This window comes from Actinopolymorpha pittospori, assembly GCF_014873875.1.
Taxonomy (GTDB): domain Bacteria; phylum Actinomycetota; class Actinomycetes; order Propionibacteriales; family Actinopolymorphaceae; genus Actinopolymorpha; species Actinopolymorpha pittospori.
The window spans coordinates 7,164,364-7,188,334 of sequence record NZ_JADBEM010000001.1 but is presented as its reverse complement, the minus strand read 5'-3'; the positions used below and the strand labels follow the sequence as shown (position 1 = coordinate 7,188,334).

Annotated in this window: 18 protein-coding genes; 17 read left to right on the top strand and 1 reads right to left on the bottom strand. The window is 71.2% G+C overall.

Annotation, left to right across the window (positions count from 1 at the left end; all coding sequences use genetic code 11):
* Positions 1-74: 74 nt before the first annotated feature.
* Positions 75-1,226, bottom strand: coding sequence for an FAD-dependent oxidoreductase (locus tag HEB94_RS33475; protein WP_192753541.1), 1,152 nt, complete (start codon positions 1,224-1,226; stop codon positions 75-77).
* Positions 1,227-1,355: 129 nt separating this feature from the next.
* Between HEB94_RS33475 and HEB94_RS33470 the strand changes: the two genes are divergently transcribed.
* From HEB94_RS33470 to HEB94_RS33390, 17 genes are all read left to right on the top strand, one after another.
* Positions 1,356-1,973 carry a TetR/AcrR family transcriptional regulator gene (locus HEB94_RS33470; RefSeq protein WP_192753540.1) on the top strand — a complete coding sequence of 206 codons (618 nt, stop codon included), beginning with the start codon at positions 1,356-1,358 and terminating at the stop codon, positions 1,971-1,973.
* A gap of 602 nt (positions 1,974-2,575) precedes the next feature.
* Positions 2,576-4,498 carry a phage tail sheath subtilisin-like domain-containing protein gene (locus HEB94_RS53820; protein WP_192753539.1) on the top strand — a complete coding sequence of 641 codons (1,923 nt, stop codon included), beginning with the start codon at positions 2,576-2,578 and terminating at the stop codon, positions 4,496-4,498.
* 123 nt (positions 4,499-4,621) lie between these two features.
* On the top strand, positions 4,622-5,125 hold the full coding sequence (locus HEB94_RS33460) for a hypothetical protein (protein WP_192753538.1): 504 nt from the start codon (positions 4,622-4,624) through the stop codon (positions 5,123-5,125).
* Positions 5,125-5,613, top strand: a complete 489-nt coding sequence (locus HEB94_RS33455; RefSeq protein ID WP_192753537.1) for a hypothetical protein — start codon at positions 5,125-5,127, stop codon at positions 5,611-5,613. Before HEB94_RS33460 ends, HEB94_RS33455 begins: the two co-directional genes overlap by 1 nt.
* A complete protein-coding gene (locus tag HEB94_RS33450; protein ID WP_192753536.1) occupies positions 5,610-6,701 on the top strand; it encodes a hypothetical protein in 1,092 nt (363 codons plus the stop codon). The genes HEB94_RS33455 and HEB94_RS33450 overlap by 4 nt, the downstream gene beginning before the upstream one ends.
* Positions 6,702-6,704: 3 nt before the next feature.
* Complete coding sequence (locus HEB94_RS33445) at positions 6,705-7,310, top strand: DNA circularization N-terminal domain-containing protein (protein WP_192753535.1); 606 nt, start codon at positions 6,705-6,707, stop codon at positions 7,308-7,310.
* 1 nt (position 7,311) lies between these two features.
* A complete protein-coding gene (locus tag HEB94_RS33440; protein ID WP_192753534.1) occupies positions 7,312-10,737 on the top strand; it encodes a hypothetical protein in 3,426 nt (1,141 codons plus the stop codon).
* Complete coding sequence (locus HEB94_RS33435; RefSeq protein WP_192753533.1) at positions 10,734-15,764, top strand: RHS repeat domain-containing protein; 5,031 nt, start codon at positions 10,734-10,736, stop codon at positions 15,762-15,764. Before HEB94_RS33440 ends, HEB94_RS33435 begins: the two co-directional genes overlap by 4 nt.
* On the top strand, positions 15,761-17,089 hold the full coding sequence (locus HEB94_RS33430; RefSeq protein ID WP_192753532.1) for a rubredoxin: 1,329 nt from the start codon (positions 15,761-15,763) through the stop codon (positions 17,087-17,089). The genes HEB94_RS33435 and HEB94_RS33430 overlap by 4 nt, the downstream gene beginning before the upstream one ends.
* Positions 17,090-17,101: 12 nt before the next feature.
* Positions 17,102-18,136 carry a hypothetical protein gene (locus HEB94_RS33425; RefSeq protein ID WP_192753531.1) on the top strand — a complete coding sequence of 345 codons (1,035 nt, stop codon included), beginning with the start codon at positions 17,102-17,104 and terminating at the stop codon, positions 18,134-18,136.
* Positions 18,133-18,765, top strand: coding sequence for a hypothetical protein (locus HEB94_RS33420; protein WP_192753530.1), 633 nt, complete (start codon positions 18,133-18,135; stop codon positions 18,763-18,765). Before HEB94_RS33425 ends, HEB94_RS33420 begins: the two co-directional genes overlap by 4 nt.
* On the top strand, positions 18,758-19,174 hold the full coding sequence (locus tag HEB94_RS33415; protein ID WP_192753529.1) for a hypothetical protein: 417 nt from the start codon (positions 18,758-18,760) through the stop codon (positions 19,172-19,174). Before HEB94_RS33420 ends, HEB94_RS33415 begins: the two co-directional genes overlap by 8 nt.
* A gap of 8 nt (positions 19,175-19,182) precedes the next feature.
* Positions 19,183-19,971, top strand: coding sequence for a hypothetical protein (locus HEB94_RS33410; RefSeq protein ID WP_192753528.1), 789 nt, complete (start codon positions 19,183-19,185; stop codon positions 19,969-19,971).
* Between the two features lie 22 nt (positions 19,972-19,993).
* Complete coding sequence (locus HEB94_RS33405) at positions 19,994-20,416, top strand: contractile injection system sheath initiator (protein ID WP_192753527.1); 423 nt, start codon at positions 19,994-19,996, stop codon at positions 20,414-20,416.
* Positions 20,413-22,155, top strand: coding sequence for a baseplate J/gp47 family protein (locus HEB94_RS33400; protein WP_192753526.1), 1,743 nt, complete (start codon positions 20,413-20,415; stop codon positions 22,153-22,155). The genes HEB94_RS33405 and HEB94_RS33400 overlap by 4 nt, the downstream gene beginning before the upstream one ends.
* A gap of 2 nt (positions 22,156-22,157) precedes the next feature.
* Positions 22,158-23,468 carry a hypothetical protein gene (locus tag HEB94_RS33395; protein ID WP_192753525.1) on the top strand — a complete coding sequence of 437 codons (1,311 nt, stop codon included), beginning with the start codon at positions 22,158-22,160 and terminating at the stop codon, positions 23,466-23,468.
* Between the two features lie 19 nt (positions 23,469-23,487).
* Positions 23,488-23,964 carry a hypothetical protein gene (locus tag HEB94_RS33390; protein ID WP_192753524.1) on the top strand — a complete coding sequence of 159 codons (477 nt, stop codon included), beginning with the start codon at positions 23,488-23,490 and terminating at the stop codon, positions 23,962-23,964.
* Positions 23,965-23,971 lie beyond the last annotated feature (7 nt).

The following is a 23,971-nucleotide window of genomic DNA, read 5'->3' as shown; positions in this document are numbered from 1 at the left end:
TCTCAACGACACAAGGGCGTCCGGGCGGGCTACGACGAAATGTGGGTGACTGCCTCTGGTCGTGCGGCGTTGGTTCAGCTCCTGGAGACCACGGAGAGTATGGCCTGGGGGCCCTGTGGTGAGAGCAGGATGTCCTGGACGGCGCTGGTGGTAGTGACGGCCTCCTCCATCCGCGCCAGCATTCCGGCCTCGTAGCGGGCGACCGCAGTGTCCACGTCTCGGTGCTCGGGGGAGCAGAGCGCGGTGACGAGCTCCAGAGCATCGAGCAAGCCCATGTTGACGCCTTGGCCGGTGAACGGCGGCATGACGTGTGCCGCGTCGCCGACCAGGGTCAGGCCCGACCGTTCGCGCCAGACCTGCCGAGCGGGGACGGTGTAGAGCGGCCACCAGAAGAAGTCGGTCTCCACCTCCTGGAGGATCCCGCGCATCCGAGGTGACCAGTCCTGGAACTCGCGGTCGAGCTCGCCTCGAATGACGTCGACGTCCTGGAACGAAGTTCCCGCGCAACGGCTCGGGTCCTCGGCGCGGCGCTGGGCGAAGTAGACGCGGATGGAGCCGTCCCCGTTGCGTTGGCACAGGAACGCCCGGTCGTGTCCGATCACCAGTCCGGCGCCCTCACCCACCACCTCGGCGGCGTAGGAGCCGGGAAGCGGTCGCGCGATCTCGCCGGCGATGAAGGTGACCCCGGTGTAGGCAGGAGCCTGGTCGGTGAGGAGTGGCCGGGCCCTGGAGCGGATGCCGTCCGCGCCGATCACCAGGTCCGCCTCGATCGCGGCCCCGCTCTCGAACCCAACTCGCCAGCGACTCCCGCGCGGCTGGACCGAGACGACGGCGTGGCCCCACCGCACCGCGCCGTCGGGCAGGGAGTCCAGCAGTAGCGAGCGGAGTTCGCGCCGGTCGATCTCCGGCCGCGTCTCCTCCTCGTCGGAGGCGTCGGTCGACAACAACAAGGTGCCGTCGGTGTCGAAGTAGCTGGTGTGTTGACCTTGCGGTCGGGCCACCTCGTCGAACGCGCTGGTCAGTCCGGCGGCGGCGAGCGCCCGCAGTCCGGTGGCCCCGCCGAGGTCGAGGGATCCGCCCTGGGTCCGCGCGGTTCGGTCGGCGTCCCGCTCGTAGACCCTCGCCCGCACACCTCGCAGGTGAAGCAGTCGCGCGGTGGCCAGGCCGGCCGGGCCGGCACCGAGGATCGCGATGTCGAGGTCCGCGAGCGCGTGTGGCGTGGGCATGATGGTGGTCCTTTCCCGAAGTAGTAAGTCACTGCTGAAGGTAAGTCGCTTACCTAAGTTGTGACAGGGGATGTGAGGTAAGTCATGCCCAGAAGGTGAGTGCGTTACCTTTTGGGGTAGGTTGGCGACATGACACGGGACGTCGAACCAGCCGGGCTGCCGCTGCGTGAACGCAAGAAGGCGTTGACGCGACAGGCGATCCTCGACGCGGCCGGACGACTGTTCGCCGCGCGGGGGTACGACGCCGTCACCGTCGCTGAGATCGCCGACGCCGCGAACGTCTCGGTGAAGACACTGTTCGTCTACTTCCGTTCGAAAGAGGACCTGGTCTTCGCCGACACCGACCTCATCGACACCCTCCTGCGACGGTTCGCCACACGCGCCGAGGGCACATCCCACGCGCAGGTCCTCGTCGACGTGCTCGTCGAGGCGGCCCGCGACCAGGCTGGGGTGGGCAGCCTGGAGTCCGACCACCGCGCCTACGGTGACTCACCCGCCCTGCGCTCCCGGCTGCTGCGCATGTGGGCGGAGTTCGAGGACCGCATCACCGACCAGCTGGCACGCGAAAGCGGTGGTCCCGCGACCACGGCGATGCGCCTGCACGCGATCCAACTCGTCGGGATCATCCGCACCACGACCTCGCGAGAACTGCGAGCGGCGATCGACCCTGCCGATCCGCGCGCCGTCGACGAACTCGAGCGGTGGCTACGAACCGCGGCTCGGACTATCGAATCCTCCACGAGCTGAAAGCAGTTCCGAAAGACCCCTTCAACACGGCGCACGCGAGTGTCCATGCAGGTTGCGCCCGCTCTGGCTGCCCGGACGGGCACCGCCGATTCCCCTTCGCGTACGGCACCGACGGGCCGCGGACATCGCTGACAGATTCGATCGTGATCGGCCAATTCGCAGGACAAGGTGATCTCCGTAGGTGATCATGAGTCTGCGGTTGACGCACCGAAACGAACTGGGGGCTTTGGTGACGCTGGAAGACGACCCGTAACCGGCTGACGCATATCCGATGCTCGGCCCGCCGTCCAGCCTTCCAGGCAAGGACGATGAGCGCGTCGACTCCACGACGCGCTAGTACTCAGCTGGGTGACCCAGCTGCCCACGAACAGTCCATCGGACTCGCTTCGACGCACTCCGCACGTCCGGATGCGTGACTGTTCTTTTCCTGTTCCGGTGAACGCGAACACGCTGTGCGCTGTGCCCGGAACAAAAGGGATCGCGTATTTCCGTACGGCAAATGCCCGATCTCGAATGTGACCCGAGGGATGCGGCCTCGCCTACCGCGTTCGCGCATCCCGGCAACCGATCAAGCGCCTGACCGAGCAGTGGGGGTTGGTTCCGTGACCGAGACGATCATTCCAGGGACATACATCGACGTGCGCGCGGAAGGTCTGATCTCCGCCGGGCGCATCGCGACCGGGGTGCTGGGCATCGTGGGAACGGCGTCGAACGGGCCGGTGGGCCAGCCCGTGACGCTGGCGCTGCCGAGCCAGGCGCGGACACGGTTCGGCCTCGCCGACGACCCGCGCAACCCCACCGACGGCGCGAACCCGCTGACCCTCGTCCGCGCGGTGGAACTCGCCTACGCCAACGGCGCGTCCACCGTCGTTGCGGTACGGGTCGCCGGCACCGGCAAGACGTCCGCGTCCTACACCCTGCGCAACGACTCCGGCCAGCAGATCGCGGCGCTCACGACGCGGGTCCCGGGCAGCTGGGGCAACGCCGTCGAGGTGAGTCTGCAGGACTCGGAGGAGGACTGCCTGGTCGAGCGGGAGAACGTCGAGTCGCCCTTCAACGGGGTCCGCTACGCACCCGTCGTCCCGTCCCCCCGCACCAGGGTCCGCGTCGTGCGCGGTGCCACCGGGCAGGCCGAAGGGTTCGATGTCGTCTACCGCCGGCTGCAGTCGGAGGAGCAGGTCCGTCCCACCGCGGCGGGGCGGTTCTTCCTCGACGCGACCCCGGTCGAGGCGGGTGTGCCGGCGGCGCGGATCAGCGTCCGCAAACCTGGCGGCGTGCTGGTCGACTACACCGGCGACGCCATCGTCTATGAGACCGGCGTCCCGGCCGCGGGCACGGTCCGCATCGACCCGGCGAGCGGTGAGCTGACCTTCGCCGCCGAGGAGGTCCCGGCCGCCGGCGCACAGGTGACCGCGACCTACGGCGTGGGCCACGCCCTCCCGACGACTGGTCAGGTGCTGCTGACCACCTGGAGCGGCGATCTCGACTTCGCCGATGGTGAGGCGCCCGTCCAGGGCGACACCGTCGAGGTCACCTACCTCCTGGACCGGGACAGCTGTGTCCAGGTCACCCTCACCAACGCGGGAACGGTCGAGAGGTTCGTCGGCCCGGACGCGGACTTCCTCTCCGCACGGATCAACGCCGCCTCCCAGCTCGTCTCCGCCGAACCCGACGACCTCCTCGGCAACCAGCGCCCGGTCAACGACGAGGGCCTCATGGGCAGCGGAAGCAACGTGCACGGCGCCGACGGCGCCAACGCCGGCCGGGACGAATACGCCGCGGGCCTTGCCGCCCTGGAGAACCAGCTCGTCAACATCGTCGTCCTCGCCGGACAGCACGCCACCACCCACGGCGACGTCCTGGCCGCGCACCTCGCGCTCACCGCGAACTCCGAGCACGAACGGATCGGCGTGATCGGCGCCGCAGGCAGCAGCGTCGAGGACATCAACGCCCACGGCATGGCCGACGGACGTGTCGTGGTCGTCGCCCCGGGCATCCGCTACCCCGACGGGATCACGCTGGCCTCCGGCCACACCGCCGCCGCCGTCGCCGGCCTGGTCGCCTCGGTGAGCCCGCAGACCAGCCTCACCAACAAGCCACTCAACATTCCCGACGTCGACCAGGACTTCAACCGGGGCCAGCAGGCCCAACTCATCGGCGGCAACGTCTTGACCATCGTGCGCAAGGGCGGCTTCCGGGTCCTGCGCGGCGTCACCTCCGAGGGGGAGGGAATGCCGTACTCCGCCATCCCCACCAGGCGGATCGTCGACTACGCCCGTTACGGCGTCCGCTCGGCGGCCGACCCCTACATCGGGCGCCTCAACAACGTGCGCGTCCGCGACGCCCTCAAGTCCAGCCTCGACGGCTTCCTCACCCGGATGGTCGACGAGGAGGCACTGACCGGATACGAGCTCGACGTCTTCGCCGACCGCTCCCAGGAGATCCGTGGCGAGGTGAGCGTGGTGATGACGCTCCAACCGACGTTCAGCATCGAGTTCGTCCTCGTGACCATGTTCCTCCGCTGAACGGTCCTGCGCTGACCGTGTTCACCGCCCGGCGGCGTTCCCGCGCCGCCGGCCAAGTCTTCGCTGGCTCACGTTTGTTCGCGAGCTGCCGTCCACCCGTTGTTCTGAGTCCTTGGAGTTCACATGCCGACCGAGGTCTTCCGTGCTACCGACGCGACGCTGGTGCTCGCCGCGGACGACAGCCAGTCCGCGGAGGGAACCGCGGCAGGCGCACTGATCATGCAGTACGACCTGAGCAATGCCGTCGGGCGTCTGTCCAACGTGCGCCTGGCCGTCACCAGTGACGTCCAGCCGTTCTACGAGATCGGCCGCAGGTATCCCGCCGCGTTGCGGCCGGGCCTGGTCGCCGTGACCGGATCCGCCGAACGTGCCCACATCAACGGCGCCCTGCTGCGGCTCCTGCTGGGTGAGGGCGCCTCCAGCCCGCCGGCGACTCCGGTGTTCGCGCAACCGGCCTTCAACGCCGTCGCCACCCTGCGCGACGTCGCCCAACCCGACGCCTTCGCCAAGGTCACCGCCTTCGGCGTCCGGTTCGACTCCTGGTCCTACAACCTCGGAGTCGCCGGCGACTTCGTCCTGGAGTCGGTGACGTTCCAGGCGATGCGGTTGACCTACGAGGAGGCGTGATGCGCACCCTCACCGCGGACGACCTGCTCGCGGGCACGTCCGTGGTGCACGACGTCGAGCTGCCGCAACGGCTGCTCGACCCGCTGTCGGGCAAGGACCTCCCGGCCGGGGTGGTGCGGCTGCGGCCGCTCACCGTCCAGACGCTGGTGCTGGTCTCCCGCGCGGCCCGTGACGACCCCGGTCTGGTCCCGGTCCTGATGGTGAAGGAGGCCCTGGTCGAGCCCCGGCTGTCGCTGGAGCAGGTGCGGGCGCTGAGCATCGGCCTCCTGCACTTCCTGGTCGCGGCCGTGAACACCGCCTCGGGCCTGGCCGCCGACGGTGAGGTGCTGGACGGGCCGATGAGCTCACCGATGGCCGACGTCCATGTCCTGCTGGCCACGCACTTCGGCTGGTCACCCGACCAGGTCGCCCAGCTGACGCCCGGCCAGGTGGCTGTCTACCTCGCGGGAGTCGAACGGCTCCAGGAACAGACGGCAGGTGCGCGTTGACAGGCATCTTCGAGGCCGGGACGCCCCCCGCGCGGATCCCCGCCGTCGCGGCACTGCTCGCCGTCGAGGGGCGCATCACCCGCCTTACCGGGCGGTTGACCCGTCTCGAGCCGGTGGGCATGACCGCCGCGCCCGCGACGGCCATGCTCGACGACCCGCTGCGGGGGCTGGACGCCGTACTGCCACACCGCGAGGGAGGTCGGGGCGGTCCGACCCACGGCGAGGAGGAGACGGGGGAGGAGGCGACGGGGAAGGTGACCGGCGCGATGCCTGACCGCCCGGGGGTCGGGACGCGGAGACATCCGCGTCCCCAGGGCACGCAGTGGGCCGCTCCAGGGATCGGGAGGGAAACCCTGGAGCGGCCGGCCACCGGCGCCTTCGACAATTCCGGGTGGCCGGGCCCGCGCGCACGGACCGGTGAGGTGTTCGCCGACGCCCTCGAGGGGACGGCCCACCCGGGTGCGCCGACTCCGGACCGGGTTGAGTATCCGGCCGGCACCGCGGCACCGGCCGCGCCGACACGCTCCGCCGATCCCGATCCCGATCCCGAGCCCCGGCCCGGGAACGGTCGGCTCGCGGACGCCGGCCCGGATCCGGCCTCCACGCCCACCGGTGCCAGGGCCGAGAAACCCGTTGGAGGACAGGGATCCTCCGACCTTCGTCCCACGGGGCCGGCCGTTGAGGACGGCGCGGACCGGGTGAACGGCGCGGCGGTCACACGCAGGGGAGGGTTGCGGGTGGGCACCGATCCGCTCGCCGCGCTCACCGTCCTGCGCGCCAACGTCACCGGCTCCGGCGACGGCACCCCGCCCCAGCCCGGCGTCACGAGGGCTGACGCCGGACCGGGACCCGACACCGCCCACCCAGTACGGCCCGCGGCTCCCCTGACGTCGGCCGGACCGAACACCGAGCAGTCCCACGACGAGGCGGCCGCCCGTCCAGCCGACACCCGCGAGCCAGGCAACGAGATCCCCGCCCCGCACCCCAGCGCGGAGCCGAGCGAGGAGTTGGTCGAGACCCTGCTCGACGCGATGACCGACCGGCTGCGCGTGGACATGCTCCGCAGCTACGGAAGCGCGGAGGAGTAGGCGATGGCTGTCCAACTCGGGCCGGTCACCCTCGACCACCTGACCGACGTGCGGGTCCGCGACCGGGCCCGCGTCGCCCGGCACGCCGTACCCGCCCTGGCCGGCGACCTGGTTCAGCAACTCGGTCGGTCCTCGGTCGAGCTGTCCCTGACCGGGTCCTTCTTCGGACCGGACGCCGCCGCGCACCTCGCGGCGCTGCGGGAGGCCTTCCGCTCCGAGCAGCAGCTCGACCTGCTCGCCGACGCGGCAGCCGACGGGTACGTCGCCAACGTCGTCCTGACGAGCCTGGACGTCAGCCAACAGGCGGGGCACGTGGACCGGTTCGACTACCGCATCGAGCTCGTCGAGTACGTCCGCCCACCCGACCCGGCCCCCCTGGACGCCCTCCAGGGCATCGACCAGGGCCTCGCGCAGGAGGCGGCCGGCTACATCGACGACGTGCAGGACGGACTTGCCCAGGTGTCGCAGCTGGTCGCCCTGACCCAGATCGCCGGCTTCGGCGATCCGACCGCCAAGGCCCCAGCCATGGTCACCAACTACGAGGAAGCAGGCGGCGGCAGTACCGAACCCGCGACCGCGATCCGTGACCTGCTGTCAAGTGAGGGTTGACATGAGCGGTGCACTGACCCAACTGCCCGATTCCACCAGGATGGGCACGATCTCCGAAACGGCGCAGGCGACCTGCGGCACCTCGGCACAGGCACACGCCGGCCTCGGCGCCGACCAGCCCGATTCGGCGCTGGCCCCGGCCACCGAGGCGGTGGCGACCGTACGTGCCAACGCCACTCTCGACCTGGGCGGCCTCGGCGACGCGCTGGGTTCGACCCTGCGCACCGTCACCGGCGCCGTGCCGGCCGCCGTCACCGAACACGTCGGTGCCCTCGACGCCGCCTACCAGCAGGCGCAGGGGATCCTGGCGGGCAACCCGATCCTGTCGCTGCTGCCCGAGGGCAGCGCCATCCAGGACGTCGTCGCCCAGATCATCGACCAGACCGTCGCCCTGTTCGAACGCCGTGTCGACGAGCTCGCCAACCGGCTGCTGGACGCCGAGGAGGTGGCCGAACTCGTCGAGGCGTTCCAGGTCATGACGCGACTGGCGACCGACTTCGAGGCACACAAGGGCGACCTTCCCGGCTTCGTCACCTCGACCCTGCTCGGCTTCTCTCCGCAGGTGCTCGGCCCGGTCCGGGTGCACGTCGCGGCCACCGACCACGTCGTCGTCTCCTTGGACCCGCAGGCCCTCGCCGACCTCGCCGACCCGCTCAAGGCCGCGGCCGCGAACGCGATCACCACCCTCACCCAGACCGTCGAAACCCTCGACGCCACCACCGCCGAGGGCTACGCCACGCTGGTGGCGGCCCTCGACGCGGCGGAGGACGCCGTCACGGCAGCCGCGGCCGCGCTCACCCCGCTCTACCAGGGCCTGGACCAGGCCGTCGCCGCGCACCCCTTCGACGCCCTGCTGGCGGGCTACCTCAGACTCCTGCCCACCCAGGAGCTGCGCCCACGCGACCTGGTCGACGACGTACTGGGCTCCACCGTCGAGCTGTTCGACGACCTCATCGAGCGGCTGCAGGCAGCCATCGCCGCCGGCGACCTCCGCGCCCGCGTCGAGCAGTTCGGGGCCGGACTGCACCAGGCGATCGCCGGCAGCGGGATCGGGATGGTCCGGCAGCGGATCCTGGACTTCCTGGAGGAGATCCGCGCCACGGTGGCGAGTGTGCCGTTCGCCGAAGCCCGCCAGGCGGTCGCCGACATGCTCGCCCGGGTCGGCCAGGAGATCTCCGACCTCGGGGTGGACCAGCTCGCCACCCAGATCGAGTCCGGACTCGCGGACCTGTCCAGCACCGCCACCACGGCGGCCGGCCAGGCCGGCCAGGCCGTGCGCGAGGGACTGCAGCAGCTGATGGCCGTCATCGACGACCTGCCGGCCGGTGAACTCCTCAGCGCCCTGCAGGACGCCGTACGCCAACTCGGGCAGGTCGTCGACGACCTCCACGACGGCGCGGTCGGAGCGATCGAGGACCTCGAGGAACAGCTGGCCGGCCTGGAGAAGCTGAGCTTCCGGCCCGTGTCCGACGAGGTGATCGCGGAGATCGAGGAGGTACGAACCCGGCTGCGGGAGATGAACCCCGACGCCCTGTCGGAGGAGAGCAAACTCGCCATCCGCGCCGCCCTCGCCGTTCTGGAGGCCCTCGACGTCGAAGACCGGGTCGTCACCGTCCTGACCGAGGAGTTCAAGGACCTGCAGGGCCACGTGGTGGCCGTCCTGGACGACGTCGCGGCCGCACTGGAACGCATCCGCGGCTCGGTCGGCGAACTGTCACCGACCGCCGTGCTGAGCCCGCTCACCGGCGCCCTCTCCGATCTCGGTGCGAGCCTGGACCATCTCAACGCCGCCGCCCTCACCGCGCCGCTGCGCACCGAGCTCGCCGCCCTCGAACAGTGGCTGGCCAGCCTCAACCCCGCCACCCTCCTCTCCCCGCTGCAGGGCCCCTACGACGACGCGCTCGCCGCCGTCCGCACACTCGACCCGGCGCTGTGGGGTTCCACCCTGACCAACCTGTACGCCGACCTGGCGGCGACCGTGGCCCGGCTGGACCTGTCCCCGCTCTTCGACGAACTCGACCAACGCCGCCGCGACCTGCTCGTCTCGTTCCGCGACTCGCTGTCCCTCGCCGTCCACGACCTCGGCCTGCCGCAACCGCTGGCCGGCTGGCTGGAACGGGTCTGGCCGCTGCTGGAGGGCATCACCGACGTCCTCACCCTCGACCCCGCCGCCGGCATGGCGCAGCTCAGCAGCCGCGTGCACGAGGGATTCACCCCGGCCACGCTGTACGAGCCGCTGGAAGAGGTCTTCGACCAGGCGGTCGCGACCCTGAACGCCGTACCCGCCGCCGACCTGGTCGCGGCGGCGACGGCGGCCCGCGACGGGGTCGTCACCGCCATGGACGAGCTCGACCCGCGCCGCCTGGTCGCGCGGCTGCGTGCCGCGCACCGCCGGCTCGTGGACGTCGCACCCACCACCCTGGTGCCGCCCCTGTCCGGGGTGCGGGAACTGCGCGTCGCCTTCCACCTCAAGGTGGACGCCGCCGTGAGCACCCCGGCCGGCAAGGTCGCCGAGGTGGACGCGAAGTTCGACGCGCTCCTCACGCTGCTGGACGGCGGCGTCGCCGCCTCCGCCATCAGCACGCTCAACGCCGCGCACGACAAGACGATGACCGCCCTGAACCGAGCCGTCGACGGCCTGGACGTCACCGAGGCCGCCGCCGCGTTCGACCGGCTGAAGGCCAGCGTGGACGCGTTCGTCCCGGCCAACCTGCCACGCACCGGCGACCTCACCGCTGCGCAGGTGATCGCCGCCTGCGAGAGCTGGCGGCCCTCCGGACGGGCCACGGTGCTCGACACCAAGCTCCACACGTTCCTGGAGCTGCTGGTGCCGGTCGCCGACCAGCTCGAAACCGCCTTCGACACCTTCGCTGCCGACCTGCGGGCGGCCGCCGAACTCATCGACCCACTCGCCCTGGACCAGGCGGTGGCGGCCATCTTCGAAGCCGTCCGGGCCCAGGTCGAGGAACTCGACCCCGCCGACCTGCTGGACCAGCTACGCGCCGAGGTGTACGTCCCGGTCCTCACCGCCGTCGAAGGGCTCAACCCCGCCGCGCTGGCGGGCCACCTCGACGGCGCCTACCAGGCCACCCGCGAGGCCGTCACCGGTGAACTCGACCGCCTCGTCGCCGACGTCCACAAGGCCCTGGAGGACCACCTCAACGCCGCACGAGCAGCCGTGCAAGCCGTCATCGGCGAGTTGACGACCGCGCTCCACACGGGCGCCGCGGACCTGGAGGACATCATCACCCGCATCGGTGACCTCGTCTTCGTCGGCCTGATCCAACGACTACGGACGGTACTGGGCAACCTCGCCGTCAGCTTCGAAGCCGAACTACAACGTGTCCGGCTGGCGTTCGACACCATGCTCGACGCCATCCCGGCCGGTGACCGCATCCACCCGCGCACCCAGGCGGTGGCGTCATGACCATCCCCACCACGTCCCCGACCGCTGTCCCCACCCGTGCCGCCGTTCGAAAGGCCACGGGCACACCGGCTCCGGCCACGCTCACCCCGACCCAGCAGGAGCTGGTCCGTCGGCTGGAGGGCTGCCTGTCCGCTCTGTCGGCGCGGGTGGACCACGACGAGGCCGGCCGCGTCCGGGCCACCCGCGACACGACCGGCGACACGACCGGCGACACGACCGGCGAGGACACGACCGCCGGCTGGCGCTACCACTACGACGACCAGGGCGACCTGGTTCGCATCGTTGACCCCGACGGCGTCTCGACCCGCTACAGCTACGACACCGACCGGCGGCTCGAACTCGTCCAGCGCGACGACGGCCGTCGCACCCGCTACCGCTACGACGACCGCGACCGCCTGGTGCGGATCGAGGAAGGCGCCCGCCGCCGCGCGATCGACTTCGACGACCGCGACCGCATCGTCGCCGTACGGCACAGCCAGGAACTGCTGTGGACCTACCGCTACGACGACGCCGACCGGGTCGTCCAGGCCGGTTCGGGGGCGATCCGCACCCGGCACCGCTACGACGACTCCGGTCAGGTCAGCCGCGTCGAGCAGGTCCTCGACGGCGTGTGCGTGGCGGTCGAACTCACCCACGACGAGCACGGCCGGCTGGCCGGTCTCCGGCTCGACGGCGGACCCTCGCTCGGCTACGCCTACGACGACGCCGGCCGCCCGTCGACCGTGATGCTGGACGGGAAAACCCTTGTGGCGTTCGACTTCGACGACACCTCCCGCCGGGTGAGCACGACGCTGGCCAACGGGGTCGTTGAGGAGACCGCCGCCGACCGGCTGGACGGCAGACCCCTGACGCGGACGGTGCGCCGGGAGGGTGTCGAGCTGATGTCCCGCCGCTACAACTACGACTCCGCGGGCCGTGTCGTCGACGACGGCCGCCGCGGCTTCCGCTACGACGAGCAGGGCCGGCTCGCCGAGGTCGCCGAGGCGGCCGGACGCCGCTGGACCTACGGCTTCGACGACTACGGAAACCTGACCCGCGTCGACGGCCAGGACACCGGCGAGGAGCCGCTGCTGCTCGGCTACGACGGCGACCGGCTGGTCTCGGCCACGACCGGCGCCGGCCCGGGATCGGTGGTGACCAACGACGCCTACGGAGCCGTCGTGGCGTTCATCCGCGGGGGCCACGCATGGGCCTACCGCTACGACGCGGCAGGGCACCTGGTGCAGGTGCGGCGCGACGGGTACGTCACCGCCCGGATGAGCTACGACCACAAGGGCCGGCTGGTGCTGCTGCGCGCCGAAGGGCGCACCGAGCGGTACGTCTACGGCCTCGGCGACGAACTGCTGGCGGTCACCGACGCGACCGGTGTGCTGGTGCGGCTGCCCGTCCGCACCCCACTCGGCGTGCACGCCCATGTCGTCCCCGCACCCGGGGGGCTGGCGGTTCACTTCCTGCACCACGACGACCGTGGCACGCTCTGGCTCGCGACCGACGCGCGGGGGGAACCGCTCGCCCGCTACGATTACGACGCATACGGCCTTCCCCTGGGAGAGCCTGACCAGACGAGCGGGGGCGCGTCTGGTGGCGTGCCGACGCCGGTCTTCGCGGGCCGTCCACTGGTCCCCGGAACCGACATGTACTGCTTCGGCGCCCGCTGGCACCACCCCTGGTTGCGCCGCTTCCTCAGCCCGGACTCCTGGACCGCGGCACCCGACGACGAGCGGCTCGTCCACCCCGCCTTCCCCGGCCGGCGGCAGGCCCTGGCCCGCGCCGAGCAGGTGCCGGACTGGCTGGGTCGGCCCTGGCTGCGGCAGCGCTACGCCTACTGCGGCCACGACCCGGTCAACCGGGCGGACCCGAACGGCCACTGGTCCTTCGGCGGCGTCGTCCTGAGCCTCCTCGGCGCGCTGTGGACCCTGCCGAACACGCTGTTCGGCCTGGTCGTCGAACTGTCCAACCTCGTCGGGGAGGTCCTGCGCTGGTTCGCGTGGGCGATCAGCCTCGGCAGGGTGAGTTGGGAACCGCTGGGTTTCGACGTCGCAGCATCGGGACGGCTCAACGCCTTCGCCCTGGTCTTCCGCGGCGGCTGGCTCGGCTCGTTCCCCTCCCTGCTCGGCATCACCTTCGGGAACGTGTTCTTCGTCTACGGCAAGTGGGAGGACCACCCGGACTACGTCGGTCCCGAGGACCTCCTGCCCACCGCCTACCAGGGCAAGGTCAGGTTGCCACGGTCGAAGTCGCTGTACGAACACGAACTCCGCCACACCAACCAGTACGGCTGGCTGGGACCGTTCTTCCACCTCGGCATGCCGCTGTTCGGGTTCTACGAGTGGGACGCCATCCTGCACGGCTACCGAGACGCCTGGACCGAACGCGACGCCCGCGCCCACAGCGAGGGTCCGACGGCCCCGGTCGAGGTGACCGCGGCCAACGCGGGCGGCGTCGCCGTTCCGCAACTGGGACGCGCCTGGGTGTACTGGCGAGACGCCGGCACCACCAAGGTGCTGCGCACCCGGCCCGACGGGCTGCTGCGCGCCAGCCTTGTCCAGGGCTCCGACCGCCCCGCCGACTACACCGAGCCGTTCACGGCGGTCCCCGGCACCATGGTCGACGTGGCCGCCAGCCGCGGCGCGAGACCACTCCCCGCCGACGTGCTCGCCACCCCGGGCCTGTTCACCAACCACGAGGTCCTCCCGAGCAGCGGTATCGCCGGGACCATCGAGATCGCCCCACCCACGATGGCGCTGGAGTCCCCGAGCGAACTCAGCCTGTGGCCGCTGCTGGGGGAGCTGCCCACACCTGGCTACGCCACCGCGGGACTTCCGCAGGGCGAGGCCCTGTGGAACCCGCCCGACGGCCCCGGCTCCCTCACCGTCACCGAGGGCGCCCCCGCACCGAACCCCGGCACGGCCCGCCCCGGCACCCGCTGGCTGCGCGTCAGCGGCCGGGTCGACGCGGCCACCACAGCCGGACGCGTCCGGCTGATCAACGCAACCGGCAAGCGGATCCAGCTGGCACCGGCACCACCGCCCGGCGGAATCACCGGCGGAACACCCGGCGGAGAGGTGGCGCTCGCCCTCGGCGTGCCGTCACGCGGCGGCGATGGCCTGAGCAAGGCCACCGGCCCGCGGATCCGGCCGGCGCCGACGCCGACGCCGGGACCAGCGCCGGCACCTGCACCCGGCGGGACAACCGGGGGAACAACCGGGGGAACAACCGGCGGGACGCTCGGCGGGACACCGGTCGACGAGGTGGCGATCACCCTCGGTCCGCCGTCAACGAGCGGCGACCGTTCGTTCGAGGTGCTCCTCAAGCCGGTCGATCCGGCGACCGCCTTCGGCCCGGTGCAGGTCGCCGTGCTGGCCGACACCCCGACCGGACCGGTCGCCGACGCGTTCACCGTGCACCTGTGCGGCCTGCAACTCGGACTCGTGGACGACGTGACCCCCACCCAGCCCGGCCCGGTGCGGGGCGAGGCCGACGAGGCCGTGGTCGTCGACTTCGACGCCAGCCCGCAGGCCATCCTGCGCAACCTGTCCGGACAGACCCGCGCCCGGCGGATGGTGCGATACCCGATCGCCAACGAACAACGCGTCCTGGCCGCGGGCGGAACCCCCGTGCTGCGCCCCCGGATGCCGCTGTGGATGGGCGAACTGCAACTCCTCGGCGTTGCCCGCCCCGACCTCGAGGACCTGCTGGGCCGCCGCGCCGAACGCAAGAACGTCCAGGCCGGCACCCCGAGCGGCCCGCAGACCACCCGCATCTCCTTCGACTGGCGACTACGCCTGGGCTGGGACGGACCGGACGCGAACTCCGCCATCTTCGGGGCGCCGTTCCCACGACCCACCCAGCGCCACGCCTCCACCTTCCCGCCGCCGCCCCCCACACCCACCCTGACCACGGCCGTCCTTTCCTACGACAGCCGTGGCCGCCTCACCGACGCCACCGGCGCCGCCGCACCACCCGACCGAGCCGGCACCCTCGACCCGGCGCCCACCCAGGCCCCCTTCCCGCTCGCCAACCGCCGCCTCCCAACGGTCCGGCTCGGGCAACAGCGCACCTGGGGCCGCGCCACCGGCGCCACCTCGCTACCGGCACTGGTCGTGGAGTTCCAGCCGCTGGTCACCAACCCCGCCGGCGCGGAGATCCTGCGTGGCGGCGACGGAGAGCTGGAGATCGTCGCGTTGCGCCTGGACGGAACACCGATCGACCCGGGCATGCTCGACGTCCCCACCGGCTCGCCGCTCCCGGCTCCGGCCACCCCCACCCTCGCCCTACCCCGCTTCCGGGTGGTTGGCCAGAACGCACCGGCCGCCGACGTCGAGGCCACGATCCGCGCCCTCGTCACCGAGTACGTCACCGGCAACGCCACCGCCGCGCACATCCGGCCCCTGACCCGGCAGTGCTGGGAGACGACGGTGCTGGCGATCCTGCGCCACGAAAGTGGCGGCCAGTACCGCCAGTTCGACGACCGAGGCGCCGGCCGGCGCAGGTTCACCCGGCAGGGCGGCTCCTGGTACTTCGGCACCGAACAGGACATGCCGCTGTTCGGACCCCCGCACGGCTACGGCATCGGCCAACTCGACCTCATCGACAGCCCACCGCGCGGCGCCACCGACGAGGAAGTCTGGAACTGGGTGGAGAACCTCCGCGCCGCCGTCAGGGTCGTCCTCGCCGAGAAGGCCGCCAGCGCCTGGGCCCTCATCGGCCAGCACGTAACCACCCCGCTGGACCGCTTCACCCGCGCGGTGTTCCAACGCGAGGTCGTCCGCCGCTACAACGGTGGCACGGAGTTCGCCTGGTCCGGCACGACCTGGGGAGTGAGTCCGTCGCTGCGGTGGGCCGACAGCTCCGACCACAGTCAGGGTCCCCACGTCAACCTGCTCTACCCGAACCAGGTGCTCGGCACCGGCCTCGTCTACTACCGCGACGCCGCCGGCCAGGCCAACCGGCCCGACGGCGCCAACACCCAGTTCAACTATCCGATCACCTTCGACGCCTCGCACTTCACCCCGGAGACGGCATGACCACGCTGACCGGATTCGTGACGGAGGGAACCAGCGAGACCGTACTGGCGGGCGCGCTGGTGCGCGGCTACCGGACCCTGCTGCGCACCACCCGGGCGCTGCGCGTCTACGCCACCGCCGACACCACCTCCACACTCCTCGCCACCGTCCCGGCCGCCGACTACCCCGCGCTGGAGATCCGCACCGGAACCGCCAAGGGCTCGGACTACGTCCTGGTCGCCTCGGGCGGCATCCCCGGCGGGCAGGGCTGGATCTGCTCGCGCTGGCGCACCTCCCACTACGCCATGCCCCACGACGAGCCGCTGCCCGGCGCCGGTGTGCGGACCGGCACGGACGGGCGTTTCTCACTGGACGTGCCCAACGGCGCCCCGGCCGAAGAGGTCTACCGGCTACGCGCCGGCGCCGACGGGCACCTGGACGGGGAGAGCGCGCGCGGCTACGCCGCCCTGCCGTTCACCGTGCCGCTACCCGCCGCGACCAACCCGGTCTCCGAGGCGCGCCTGGTCAGCCTCCTGCACCACTTCAAGGGCTGGTACTACACACCCAAGCGGCCCGGCCTGGCCACCCGGTTCACCCCGCAGTACCCCTACGACATCGGCATCACCGTCGCCCTGGAAACCGGCCACCCCACACCGCCGACCTACAACGACTGCTGCAGCTTCGTCGAGGCGCTGCTCGTGCGCGGCTGGAAGGACGCCGCCGTCCCGGGCTTCACCTGGAATCTCACCAAACACAAGCGCTCCATGATCACGGACCCGACCCACATCTACTCCTCGGTGGAGGTGCTCGAGGACTCCGGCGTCGCCGACCACATCGACGGGGACGCCCTGCCACCGCCGTGGACCGTGATGCAGGGATGGCGCAACCCGAACAACCTCGGCAGCGGCGGCCACACCTTCCTCATCGTCGACACCCACCGCGAGACCGGGCGGGTCCTGACGCTGGAGAGCAACCTCACCTACGGCCTCAACGGCCCCGGCATGCGGATGCTCGGCAACGTCGGGGACTTCATGGGGCGGCAGTTCCTCTGCCCCACCGACGGCTACGTCTACGACCCCGCCGTCGGTGACCCCGCCCACGGAGTGCCGCCGGATACGCCGTTCCGCGCCCCCACCATGTGGGACCTCGTACGCGGCAACGCCATCCCACCGACCTGGGTGTGCCCGGGCTGCGGCACCAGCCAACTGCTGTTCGTGCCCTACTGCCGGCCACCACGCGACTGGTGGAAGCACGACTACCTCAAGACCTGGGACGACATCCGCTCCTACTACACCGGACGCCGGCTGGCCCGGCTGCGGGTGCGCGACCTGGCGTGGGTGCGGTGAAGGGGTGCGACCGTGAAACCGACGTTCCAGCTCGCCCTCGGCCTGCTCCGATCCACCGACACCGCGCCGGTGGGCGGACCGACCGCCGTCACCGTCGACCGTGCGATCGACGTCCCCCTCGACGTCGCCCACATCCGGTTCGGCACCCGCCAGGACCTCGCCGTCGGCGCCACCGTCAGCGTGCGACTGGGGCTCGGCGCCGCACCCAGCGACGTCTTCACCGGCACGGTCGGCGAGGTCCGCACCACCCTCACCGCCACCTCGGTCCTCGCCGTCGGCGCGATGCGCACACTGCTCGACCTGCGGGTGGCCGCGGCCTACTCCGACGTCACCATCGGCACCATAACCCGCGACCTGGCCAGCCGCGCGGGCCTCGTCGTCGGCGACGTGCACGACGGGCCGATGCTGCCCCGCTTCGCCGTCGACGTGTTCCGCAGCGGCCACGAACACCTGCGCGACCTCGCCGACAGCTTCGGACTGGACCTGTACGCCGACCGGCAGGGCCACCTGGTCCTCCGCCCGGTCCCCGGCGGCACGCCCGGCCTGACCTCGGCGCTCGGAGCCACCTCCGCGGGCCTGGCCGGACCGGGGCCCGCCCGCTACGGCGCCGACGTCATCGCGGCCGAGGGCGCCCGCCGCGCCGCCACCTTCGACGCCGTCACCGTCGGCGGGCAGAGCCCGGCATCGACCCGGGGCAACACCGCCGCGTCCTGGCTCACCACCGACGAACAGGTCACCCGCGCCGACGCCGGATCTGGTGACCGGCGAGTGGTGGTGGTCGCCCCGCTCGCCAGGACCAAGGACCTCGCCAACGACATCGCGCAGGGACGCCTGCGTCACGCCGGTCGGTCCGCCCACCTGGTCGAGGTCACCGTGCCGGGCCGGCCAGACCTCGACCTCGGCGACACCCTCGCCGTCACGGGAATGCCGGAGAACGCACCGGGCGGGACCGGTCAGGTCCGTGCGCTGCGACACCAGTTCACCGCCGACCGCGGGTTCACCACCCGCCTGCGGATCGCCCCGCCAACCCCGGAGGTGCGGCCATGACCTCGATGGTCGAACTCATCCGAGCCGTCGTACGCCGAGAACTCGCGGCGCTGCGCCCACCGGCCCTCGGCGTCGTGACCGGCGTCCACCCCCACAGCGGGGACGGCGACGAGTTCAACGACGAGGTGGACGTCCGGCTGCAGCACGAAGGGCTCACGCTGGCTCGCGTCCCGGTCGCCGTCGCCCAGCCGGGCACCGTGGCGCCGTTGAAGAACGGCGACCTCGTCCTGGTCCAGTTCCTCGCCGGCAGCCTCGCCCAGCCGCTGGTCACCGCCTGCTTCCACCACGCCGACGACCGCCCGCCGCTCCACGCTGAGGGGGACCTGGTGATCGAGCACCGGGTGCCTGGCGACGACACCCGCAACCAACTCCGGTTCGCAGCCGACGGGACGATCCGGATCGACCGCGACCTCGGCGCGAACGGAACGGCCAAGGCCAGCGTGGTCCTCACCAAGGACGGCGACGTCGAGGTCACCTGCGGGACCCTCCGAGTGAAGGGCAACGTCGTCGTCGAGGAGGACGGCGACCTGACCGTGAGCAAGGGCGTCTTCCGCGCGTCCGATGGCGGCAAGACCACCGAGATCTCGGGCACCACCATCACGGGCAAGCCCGGAGGTCCCAGTGCCTGACCTCGAGCTCAAAGGCCCGCTGGACCTGAACGGCAACCTGAACCTCGTCCCACCCGATGGAGGCAAGGTTCTTGTCAACGGCGCCGAGGCGCTCGTGGAGGGGAAGGCGGAAGGGACGGCGCCGGTGGTGGCGATACCGCCACCACCGTCCGCCCCGGCCGACAGCGGCACGAAGGTGGTCGTGGTCAGCAGCCTCGGCAAGACCGTCACCGTGAACAACGAAGCGCTCGTGACCACCGGCATGGTGCTGCAGGGGAACACCTGGCCCGGCATGGTGCTGCCGAGCACCCGGAACACCGGCGCGACCGTGGTGAACGCGAACGTGCTCCCGGTGAACGTCGTCGGCGACCGCGTCGCCATCTTCCCCAACGGGGGCAGCGCGACCATCGGCAAGAGCGGGCAGGGGTGAGGCGCACGATGGGACCGATCACGATGTCCATCGAGGAACCCGCGCACAACAGCTCGTTCCTCGGCCGCACCGAGGGGATCCACTTCCACGGCCGGATCGACGCCATGGACCCCGCACCGGGGCAACTCTGGACACGCTGGTACTCCAGCCTTCCTGCCGTCGCCGGCAGGCCACCCGAGCTGCAGGTCCCTGTCGACCTGGACAAGGTGGCCATCAGCCCGGCCGGGGGAGCGCTGTCCTTCGACAGGGACCTGTGGATCGGGTCCCACGCCATCACCTTCACCGTGAAGGACGTCGCGGGCGACGACAAGGACGCCTTGACAGACGTTCGGTATGCCGGCATGGCCGGGGGCGCCCCCGCTCCAGGTAAACCTGCCTCAGGCGAATCGGTCCCGGCCCAACCCAAGCCCTGCGTCATTCACGTCCTCATCGCGGAGCCCACCCGACTGCCACCACTTGGCTCGGACGGACGTACACCAATCACCCGCGCGGGCGGCGTGTGGGCGGAGGCACCGGTTGCCTGGCCCGATCCGGCCTACCAGGCAGTGAACAGGCTGACGTACCGCTGGGTCTTCGCGACTCCTTCAAACACGCCGGTCGCCCACCTGGGACCGGGCGACCTGTCGTTCGCGCAGCGCACCGAGGACCATCCGCCGTGCGTGGGTGTGGCTCCGCTCCCGGCGTCGGTTCCCGCCGGCCAGTACGAACTCACACTGCAGGTGGGCTTGTGGGACAAGGACACCGCGAAGTTCACCCGCTACGACGAGAAGACCGTGGCGATCACGGTCACGGGCTGACATTCGGCAAGGGGGGAAGCGAATGAGCGACGTGGACGAGCGGGACTTCGGAGTCGACCTGCTCCTGCGCCCGTCAGGTAACGAGGTACGCGACTTGCGGGTCGCCGGCAGCGGCCGGCTCGAGACCGCCAGTGGTGTCGACGCGGTCGTCCAGGCACTCACCATGCGCCTGCTGGTGCGCAGGGGAGAGCTGGAACCACTTGGCTGGCCCGACTACGGGTCCCGCCTCCACGAACTCATCGGCCAACCCGACCTACCCCGCACCAGGTTGTGGCTGGCGCAGTACGCGCGCGAGGCGGTGGGCGCCGACCCACGCGTCCGCGAGATCGAGGACGTCACCGTCACCACCGACCGTTTCGAGGCACGCATCGAGATGCGGCTCCTGCTCAAGGGCCGCACGGAACCCGTCCAGCTGGAAGTCGCCGTTCCCTTGGAGGCGCCGTGATCGATCCTGGCAACCCGTTCCTCGTGGGGCACGACTTCCCCAGTGTCGTCGCCGCCCTGGAAGATGGCCTGCACCTGGGTGTGGAGCAACAGGAGTCCTACCGGTTCGTCTTCGACCCGGCCGTCCTTGTCTACGACCTGCCCCGCGAGTCCGCCTCCGTCGTCCGGGTCACCGGCCTGTCCGGTGGACACTTCACCATCTTCGAGGCGGGCCGTGACTACGACGCCAGCTCCTCCCGCGTGGTGTGGCGAAAGGCGGTCGGGGACGCGGCCACCGCTGTACACAGGCCGGACCCGCGTACACCCGTGGAGGTGACCTACACCTACCGCGACCTGCCATCCGGGATCACCGACTTCGCGCCCGGAAGCGTGGCGGGCACGATCGTCCGCGCGGTGGGGCGGGAGGTGGCGCTGCTCTACCACCAGATGAACGAGGCCTATCGCCGCGGGTTCCTGGACACCGCGAACGGTGTCGCTCTCGACAGCGTCGTGGCGTTGCTCGGCATCGTGCGCAACCCGGCGCAGAAGGCCACCGGAACCGTCCTCTTCACCCGGAAACCAGGTCCGCGGGTCATCGTCCCGGTCGGGACGGCGGTGGAGGACCCGGCGGGACGCCGCTTCCTCACCACCACGGCCGCCCTGCTGGACGAGGGCGCGACCGAAGGCGAAGCGGCGGTCGAGGCCGTCGAGCCCGGCGTCGCGGGCAACGTCGGCGCGAACGCCGTGACCGTGATGCCGACGCCACCCGGCGGGGTGGACTCAGTCACCAACCCGGCACCGATCATCGGCGGGCAGGAGCCCGAACCCGACGACGCGCTGCGCGAGCGGGCACGGAACGCACTCGAACGCGCCGGCAACGCCACCATGGGCGCGATGGAGTTCGCCGTCCGCGACGTCGACGGCGTCGAGGACGTGGCGGTCATCGACCACAGCGTCGACCTCGACGTGCCCCTCGGCCAGGTACGCGTGCGCTACTCGGTCGCGGCGGGCAGCGAGGAACGCCAGGCCGAGATCGACGACGCGGTGGCCGCGGTGGTGGATCGCACCCGGGCCGCGGGGGTGATGGCCGTGCCGGAACGCGTGCGGCTGGTCACCATCACAGGCCAGTTCGTGCTGCTGCCCTCGGAAATCGAGGATGTGGCCGCCGCCACCACCTACGTCGACACGGCGGCGCAGGCGATCCGCACCCTCTCCATCGGCGAGGCGCTGTCCCTGCGCCGGCTCACTTCGCTGGTCTACCAGGTGCCAGGGCTCGCCGACGTCGCCGAGGCCCAACTGAACTTCGCCCGCGAGTCGGCCCGGCCCGGGCTGCCCACCAGCGGCGAGGTCGGCGACCTGCTGCCGGTGCACCGTTCCGAGCAGGCCGCACCAGGGGCTCTCACGGCCGTGGTGGTCAACGGCATCGGCGCGGAGGCTGCTCCCGGACCAGGGAAGCTGTCGATCCGCCTCCTGCGCGGCACCACTCCCGTCGGGTTCCGGCAGGTGACCCTGCAGGTCCGCCTCCAGGTCAAGGCCGGCCTGGTGAGCTCCCCGACCCTGCCCCCCGCACTGATCGCCGACGTCGTGAAGCCGATCGTCCTCACCGGAAACAGCAGCGGCACGGCGACGATCACCGGTGCCGACCTCACCGGCTACCGCGAGGGCGAGCACAGCCTGGACGCGGAGGTCACCCTGACCCTGGCCGGGTATCCCGGGGTGGCCGCGGCGACCACTCCGCTGAACCTGACAGGGGTGGTGTAGCCGTGGCCACGAAAACCCAGCGCCTGGCCGCTCTCCTCCCCGAGGTCTACGCGGCCCGCTACGGCGACGGAACCCTGCACCACCTGCTCGACGCCGTCGGCGCCGAGTTGACCCGAGCCGACGCGGCTGTCAAGCGGCTGTTGTCATCGCATTGGATCGACTACGCCGAAGGGCAGGGACTCGACGGCCTCGCCGCGACCTTCGGTGAACGGCGAAGGATCCTCCGGGACGGCAACGCCGAAACCGACGAGGCGCTTCGGCAGCGGCTGAAGTCGCTGGTCGCCCGCTTCACCGGAGGAGGGACGGTCGAGGCCGTCAAGGGCGCCGTTCGCTCGGCGCTCGGCCTGCCCTTCGACCTGAGGGACCTGCCGCTGCCACCGACGGCCGGCGGGTTGCGGGACGCGATCGCGGCACTGGTGGATCTCACCGAGTTCGCCCCCGACCCGACCCGCATGCGGGCTCCCGCCTCGGAGGGGAAGGAGGAGGGTGACCTCTGGCGCCTCGACCTTGACGTCGATCTGCCGTCCGTGGGGACCGACCAACCGGTGGTCCAGCTGCGGGCCACGCGCGGCGTCGCCCGCAACATCTCCGTCGAGGTCGCCGGCACGGGGGAAGGCGTGCGGGCCCACCCGCAGCTGGCCCTGCAGACGGGGGAGACCCTGGTGCTGGAGACCGACACCCAGGGCGGCTTCTTCGCCCGGGTACTCGGCGCGGATGGACAGCGCAGCGTCGGTCACCTGTTCCTCGCCTGGGACGGAACGTCTCCGCCCACGGTGCCAGAGGTGCCCACCGGCACCAGTACGTGGATCTTCCGGGCCGGCAGTGGTTTCGCCGCGGACCAGTGGAGCGCCTTCGACGAGGACACCTTCGACCTTCCCGCCTTCGAGGCGGAGCTGAGCTGGACGCGCTACCAGCCGTTGACGTTCGATCTCACGGTTCCCTACTTCCTCAAGGACGCCGTTCAGCGGCTCTGCGACGACTACGGCTACACCGGGCCGGTCTTCGCCTACGAGGGCCTGCCGTTGACGCGGATCCAGGAGGTGGTGGACGCCACCCGAGCGGCCGGCGTGCGCGGGCGGGTCAACTTCTCTCTCAACCTGCCCGTCGACGGAGCCGACCGACACGAGACGAGCGAGGAACTGGCCGGCGTTGTGCTGGCGCGCAGTACGGAGGACACGAAGCTCAGCGAGGCGCTCTCCGTCGGCAGCATCAACGCGCTCATCCTGAGCCACGACCAGGAGGAGAGCCTGCGCATCGGCGGCACCTTCGACATCTCCACCTTTGACGACAGCCACCAGGTCTTCCTGGACTGAGCACGAGAAGAGGATCGACGTGAGAGATCACATGGACATGGCCGGGCGGCTGACCATCCTGGTGCACGACCGCGCCGGCCAGCTGGTGCTGGACCAGCGGCAGCACAACCGGATCGTGACGAGCGGACGCCGGCTGGTCGCGGAGATGTTCGGCGGCACCACGGGAACGCCGCGCACCCCGATCAGCTCGATCGCCGTCGGCACCGGCAACACGGCTCCGGCTGACATCGACACCGCCCTGGTGGCCAGGCGCGGTGACCCCAAGGCCATCACCAAGGTCGAGTACTCCAACTTCACCGACACCCAGGGTGTGGCCCGGGTGCGGGTGCAGGTCACCGCCCAGTTCGACTTCGGCGAGGCCAACGATCCGAGCACGCCGCTACGCGAGGCAGGGCTCCTCAACAAGGACGGCGTCCTCTACAGCCGCGTGGTGTTCAAGGACGTCACCAAGACCGACACATTCCAGCTCACCCTGCTGTGGGACATCATCTTCTAGGAGGATC